This window comes from Protofrankia sp. CiP1_Cm_nod4 (genome assembly GCF_982290645.1).
Genome location: NZ_CEVIVC010000077.1, coordinates 17,375 through 23,370, shown reverse-complemented (window position 1 = coordinate 23,370; position 5,996 = coordinate 17,375). Strand labels below are relative to the sequence as shown.

5 protein-coding genes are annotated in these 5,996 nt (G+C 69.6%); 2 read left to right on the top strand and 3 right to left on the bottom strand.

The features are described 5' to 3' along the window. The coding region (locus AC5LSR_RS15300; RefSeq protein ID WP_493468604.1) for an Ig-like domain-containing protein at positions 1–554 on the bottom strand (554 nt) is incomplete at its 3' end. 1,322 nt (positions 555–1,876) lie between these two features. Between AC5LSR_RS15300 and AC5LSR_RS15295 the strand changes: the two genes are divergently transcribed. Both AC5LSR_RS15295 and AC5LSR_RS15290 read left to right on the top strand, forming a co-directional pair. Next, positions 1,877–2,422, top strand: a complete 546-nt coding sequence (locus AC5LSR_RS15295) for a class IV adenylate cyclase (protein WP_250287040.1) — start codon at positions 1,877–1,879, stop codon at positions 2,420–2,422. A 1,612-nt stretch (positions 2,423–4,034) separates the two neighbouring features. Then, positions 4,035–4,547, top strand: coding sequence for a BlaI/MecI/CopY family transcriptional regulator (locus AC5LSR_RS15290; RefSeq protein ID WP_250287043.1), 513 nt, complete (start codon positions 4,035–4,037; stop codon positions 4,545–4,547). Positions 4,548–4,660: 113 nt separating this feature from the next. On the opposite strand, the gene AC5LSR_RS15285 is transcribed toward AC5LSR_RS15290, so the two are convergent. Next, positions 4,661–5,119, bottom strand: coding sequence for a Fur family transcriptional regulator (locus tag AC5LSR_RS15285; protein WP_250292622.1), 459 nt, complete (start codon positions 5,117–5,119; stop codon positions 4,661–4,663). Next, entirely contained in the window at positions 5,092–5,538 is a 447-nt protein-coding gene (locus tag AC5LSR_RS15280) for a Dps family protein (protein ID WP_250285003.1), read from the bottom strand. The genes AC5LSR_RS15285 and AC5LSR_RS15280 overlap by 28 nt, the downstream gene beginning before the upstream one ends. Between the last annotated feature and the right edge of the window lie 458 nt (positions 5,539–5,996).

The window sequence follows — 5,996 nt, the reverse complement described above, 5'->3', positions numbered from 1 at the left end:
GTGACGGTGAAGGTGGACTCGACCTCGGCGCTGCCGTCGTCCGTGCGGACCCGGGCGGTGAGGGTGTGCTTGCCCGGGCTCGGATTGCCCAGCGGGACGCTGAACGGCGCGTCCCGGTCATCGAGTACCGTGTCGCCGTCGAGGGAGAACTTGACCCGCTCGACCTTGTCCAGGGTGTCCGTGCCCGCGGTCAGGGTGATCTCGGTACCGCCCTGGATGGACTGCCCTTCGAGAGGGCTCGTGCCGGCGCTGAGAACCCAGCGGCCGAGGGGGCGGGGCGGGGCGGCCTTTTCGGTGGGTCCGGCGAGGGTGCTCGGGTGCGCGGTGGCCGCGGCTGCCGGGGTGGGCACCGGCTCCTGTCCGCCCCGGGTGAGGAGGATGCCGACGATGATGACGAGTACAAGCCCGGTGGCGCCGATCCCCAGCCACAGCCGGCGCCGTCGGTCCGTCAGCGCACGCAGGTTCAGCCTGTGCCCTTTGGGACGGATGTCGGTGCTTTCGCCGTAGAGATCCGTTTCGGTGCGGGTGTGGCCGTCCACGGGTGTGGGCCTCATCCGCTTCTCCTCGCTGTTCCGGCGTCCGAGTTCGGTCTGTATCGGAGCATACCCGGATCTTTCCGGGCAACTTGCCAGGCTGTACGCGCCGAGTTGATCGGACGCCGGGCTGATCGGGCGTGATGGTGTCCGCGTGCTTGTCGAGTCTGCGCCTGAGGCCTGCCGCTGGACGACGCCGGGTCGGTGTCGTCCAGCCGTGCCCGCTGCCGGCCGGTCCACGCCCCGGCCGGACCGCTGCCGTAGTCGGACCGCTGCCGCGGTCGTGACCGCAGCCATGTCCCGGTCGTCTCCCGGGCCATGTCCTGGTCGTGCGTGGTGGCGGTCGGGCGGTCAGCGAGCGGCGGATGTCGTCTGCCGGCGCCGCCGTCGGGGCCGGGACGTCATGCCGGCGCGGCCCGGTCCTGTCATGGTTGCCGTGGGCCTGGTGGCCGTGGGCCGCCCCGATCCCTTTTTCGCTGTCGCGAAAACGTTGTTCATTCGTCCCGGGGCGATGTCGTTCCGATTTTCCGAGCCGCCGGCCCGGGCCGCCGAACGCGGGAGCGACCGCCGTCGACGACGGCTGTCATAGCTGGCCGACTCGGTGGGTGAACTGTTCCGGGCAGCTTTTCCGGGGCCGTCGCCATGCCGTATGGCGGGCCCCGGCCCGGGTTTCCCGGATTTCACCGGGCCGGCTTCCGCACACGCCGGATCCGCTGGCCCGCGCGGCGGCCGGTCGTATCGGTAAATGATTGCTCCGACGGCTTTCCGGGCTTTTCCGGAAAGCGGGACGGGCGGGGCCGCGCAGGCCGGCGGCCCGCGGTGGCCGGCTCCGCGACGAGCTGCCCGCCCGCTGGCTGGCGGGGATTCCGGCGCATGGTCGGGGCTGTCCCCCGGTTTGCCGGCCTGTGATCGACCACGATGCCGACGATGAGGCCGACCGCACCGTGGGCGCATCACCGCACGGCCGGACGAAGATCCGAACGGCGTCCGTTGTGAAACATGCTCGTAACCTGATGGAGGTCTGCCTGCGGATATGCGACGCCGGCATCCGAGGCCCGGCGTGGAGGCGAGCGTCGTTCGGGGACGGGCGACGCGCCGGCCTGCGTCCAGGAGACCTCGACGAAGGCCGGATCGTGTACTTAACGTTGCTGGCTGTCACCGCGACGTTGATATCGTGCCCCGGGCCCCGGACACACGCTAGAAAGATGTAGTCAGGGCTGCTTGCTCGCATCCAACGCCCATCCGACTCTATAGCTTTGGCGGTGGGCGCCACTTCTGGTTGGTTGGTTATGTGTCAGGTTGTCGCCTCGGGGGATCGCCGGGTAGACGATGGGGAGGCTCGTGTGCGTGAGGTTAAGGTCAAGTTCCACGTGTGGGACCGGGAGGCGCTCTTCCTGACCCTCAAGGCGCGAGGCATCGAGCTGGGTGAGCCGTTCTTTCAGGACGACCAGGCGTACGCCCCTGATCGCTGGACCTTCGAGGACAGTCGGCTGGGGGTGTCCTTCCCGCGGCTGCGCACGATAAACAACCGTCATTTCTTCACATTGAAACAGCCCACGATCAACGCCCAGGCGTACGTCTCGTTCGAGACCGAGGTCGCCGATCGTGATCAGATGCACCAGGCCATCCTGAACATGGGTTTCTGTCCCACGGTACGGGTGGCCAAGATCCGGCGGACGGCCAGCCTGGGCAACATGTCGCTCTATGTGGACGAACTCGACGGGCTGGGTATGTTCCTGGAGCTCGACTGCCCGGTGTCCCCACACGAGTCGGTGGTCGCCGTACAGGAGGCGTTGAATGCCTTTGTGGCATCCCTGGGCGTTGATGTGACACGTACCGAAGAAACATGTGACGCGCTGGTGCGGACCGCCCAGTTGCGTGCCGCCTGAGATCCCTCGAGACCTTTTCTCGGATCCGCTGTCCAGGTGGTCCACGCCTGGGCGGTCCCTGGTGCGTGTCGTCGCCCGCGTGTCGCGGCCACTCCTGGCGGACACCGTGGCCGGACCGCGACGGCACCGGGGTCCCGATGGGCCGAAACGGTCCCAGTCGGCCGATACCAGTCGAATAGTGCCGATCGGGCGGTGTCAGCCGTCCGGCACTAGTCGTCCGGTACCAGCCGGCCGGCGACGGTAGTTCGATACCTGTTGCCCAGTATTATCCTGTTTTGGGGCTCGTTGCTCATTCGTTGATTTTTCAGAGTGCTTCTCCTGTTGCTTGGGTGTCCGGATGCTGTTCGGTCTCCGGCTCCACGCTTCGCCTCGGGCCGCGGACGTCCGGCGGCTGCGGCGGCGTGCGCCCGGCGGCGCATGATCAGTGTTATCCGGCCGGCGTGCGGCCGCTGCGTGGCCACGCTGTGGTCGGACGGGCGGACGGGCGGACGGACGGGCGTTGGTGCGGCCGGGGCCGGCCGTGTGCGATCCGCGCCAGTGTGAATACGTCGGGTTCGTGCTGAGGGGGCGGCCACAAAGATTTCCGGCCGGTTCGCGGAGTCCGCTCCCGTCGCTCGCGGATAAAATCTTTCCCGGGTGGCAGGGCGCTCGCGCCTGGTAATCATTTGTCGACGTAACCATGGATTCCGGCCGGAATGGTGACGTGGCGTACCAGCGAGGTGTGAGGTTCTCCACCAGATTTTCCCGCGGATGACGTGGGTAGCCACGGGCGACTACATATGTCACACGACCACATGTAACCCCGTGACACGGGCGATGCAACCGACTACAGATGGGTGGGCCGCGGCACATGGTGCAAAGCTGTGCCTGGGCGAATGGCCCGGCCGCGCTTTCGCGTGTGCCGGCCACGGCCGGGCGGCCCGGACGGCGGGCCGGCAGGCCGTGCGCCGCTGCCGTCGGTCATGCCCGGGCGCTCGTCATCCGCATCGTTCACGCCGCACTGTCGATCCTGCTCCCGGCGGCGCTGCCCGGCCGGACGGCCCTTGCCGACCACGGCGCGCTCCTGGCCCGGCCACGCGGTTGCTCCGTGGTTCCCGCGGCGACCGGGATCCTCAGGCACGCGATGGCTCGCCGGGGACCGCCGCGGGACGTCCGCCGGCCGTGAGATGAGCGTCGGCCGCTCCGGCGGCTGCCTGCCCCGGTAGCCCGCGGCCCACGGCGCTGTGGCCGCTCCGGCGGGGGCCGGCGGCACCGCGCCCGGCAGGACCCGGCCCTCTTCGGTCGGTCGGGACCGTCACAGCCGCTGCCGGCACGTTGATCCGTCGGCGTCGTCCTCCGCCGAGGAGACCGATCCGACGACCGGGCGACGCTGCTCACCTCACGCCACGCCACGCCACCTCACGCCACGCCACGCCACGTCAGGTCTGCCGCTGTCCGGATGCCACACGCCGGCAGGTTTCTCAGTGCCGGCGGGCTCCTCGATGTTTCCGGGCCCCGCCGCGGCGTATCGGTGCCTGCCTGTCGCGACCGACACACCGGCCATCCGCGCCAGCTGTTGCCACTTCGGCGGATCATGCCGCCGCCACGCCCTTCACGCATCCAAGGACGGTCTTTGTTGACTACTCTGGGCCCTGAACCTGCCCCACGAGGCGACGCCCCACGAGGCGACGCCGCACGAGACGACAGCGGCCGCCAGCCGCCAGCCGCCGATGGCCTGGCAGCCCGGCGCCAGCCCGGCCAGCTGGAGGCGGCGGTCCTCGCGGTCGTCTGGGCGGCGCGCGCACCGGTCAGCACCGGCGACATCCAGCGGGAGCTGGGTGGGGAACTCGCGCACAGCACCATTGCCACCACGCTCGCCCGTCTCATCAGCAAGGGGCATGTCGAGCGGGTCCGCGTCCGTCGGCTCTGGATGTATCACCCGACCCGGCGTCAGGAGGAACACGCCGCCGCCCAGATGCTCGCGGCACTGGAGCGCGCGGGCGACCCCGACGCGGCACTGGGTCATTTCGCCGCGGCTCTGTCGCCCGGGCAGGCGCGCCTGCTGCGCGGGCTGCTGGAGTCCGCGGCCCCGGACACCCGTGCGGCCACGGATGCTCCCGGCGCCGGAGATCCGGACGCGGGATGAGGCGACGACCCGGGCGCAGGACACAGGGCGCAGGGCCGGACGGGCCGTCTGCGATCGTGGTGAGACATGGCCGAGACGTGGCCTTGAGCTTTGGTGCTTGCCGGGCACGTTCCTCACGGGAGTAGCGCGCTCCCACGAAGCGCGCCGCAGCCGGAGCACAGACCGCGAAAGACGATCCGCGCCTCGTCCAGGCTGGCGATACCGGGATGGGCGTCGGCGTCCGGACGCAGACAGGGGGGTGTGCCGACGGCGCAGGCGATGTCCTGGACCGATCCGCAGGAGCGGCAGACGAAGTGGTGGTGGAAGGTGCCGCCCACTTCGTAGAGGGTCACGCCCGAGCCGACGTCCACCAGCAGCGCGAGCTCGGCGGCGGTGAGGTCGCGCAGAACGTTGTAGACGCTGGCTCGAGCGAGATCGCGGCCCTGGCCCGTCAGGTGGCTGTGCACCTCGTCGGCCCGCCGGTGGCCGCCGAGACGGATCAGGGCGTCCAGCACCGCGAGCCGGGGGCCGGTGGCCCGCAGGCCCGCGGTACGTAGCCGGGCGCTCAGTTCAACTGTGCGCCAAACATCCATGTGTGCTTGTCCAGGGTCGCGGTGAGGCCGATCAGCAGGTCCTGGGTTACCGGGTCGAGATCGTTGAGCTGGTCCACCCGCGTACGGAGGGCGTCGGCTACTTTCCGTAGTCGGTTGGCGATCGCGCGCACCGCGTCGGCGTCGCTGATCGGCCCCGCGGGCAGTTCGCTCAGCGGTGTCTCCTTTGCCACGGTGGCGCTGCGCCCGTCCGGATGGTAGCCGATGGCCACCGCGCGTTCCGCGACTTCGTCCGCGCCCAGCCGCACGTCGTTGACCAGCGTGTCGAGCTGCTGGTGTACCGGGAGGAAGTGGGGGCCGACGACGTTCCAGTGGGCCTGTTTGCCCTGCTGGGCAAGATCAACAAACTCTACCAGTGTGGCTTGGAGCAGGCTACCCACGCGATCAACCTTGTTGATCATATCTGAGTCTCCTCTTCTTTGGACTATGTCTAATCTACCCGCTGTCCATAATGTGATCATGATGTTTTCCGGGGTGGCCGAAGACCCCGGAGGGGCCGCGACGAGGCGGCGTCGCGGTGTCGTGAGGCCCCCGTGCGGATGCGGGTGCGGCCGTCGGGAGCCGGGGCGCGAGGGTCCGTCCGGCCCATGTGCTTCCCGATGTTGGTGCGGGTGCGGCCGTCGGGAGCCGAGGCGGGCGGAGCGGTCCATACCCTCTCTCGGACGGGCCGACACCAGGCGCTCGTGGCGGCGGGCGTCGCGCGGCCGAGAAGAACCGTTGCGGCGATGCCGGATCCATCGATGGCGAGCCCACTGACGGTGAATCATTCGATGCTGAACGCGACCAATGTCGCCGGCACGCCAAGCCCGCTCCCCAGGCCGCGGGTCATGTTCGGCAGCCCACTGGGCGCCCGTCGTCG

Excerpts from the sequence above, each read along its gene's own strand:
- AC5LSR_RS15285 (WP_250292622.1), bottom strand. The coding sequence starts at position 5,119 with ATGGATGTTTGGCGCACAGTTGAACTGAGCGCCCGGCTACGTACCGCG.
- AC5LSR_RS15280 (WP_250285003.1), bottom strand. The coding sequence starts at position 5,538 with ATGATCAACAAGGTTGATCGCGTGGGTAGCCTGCTCCAAGCCACACTG.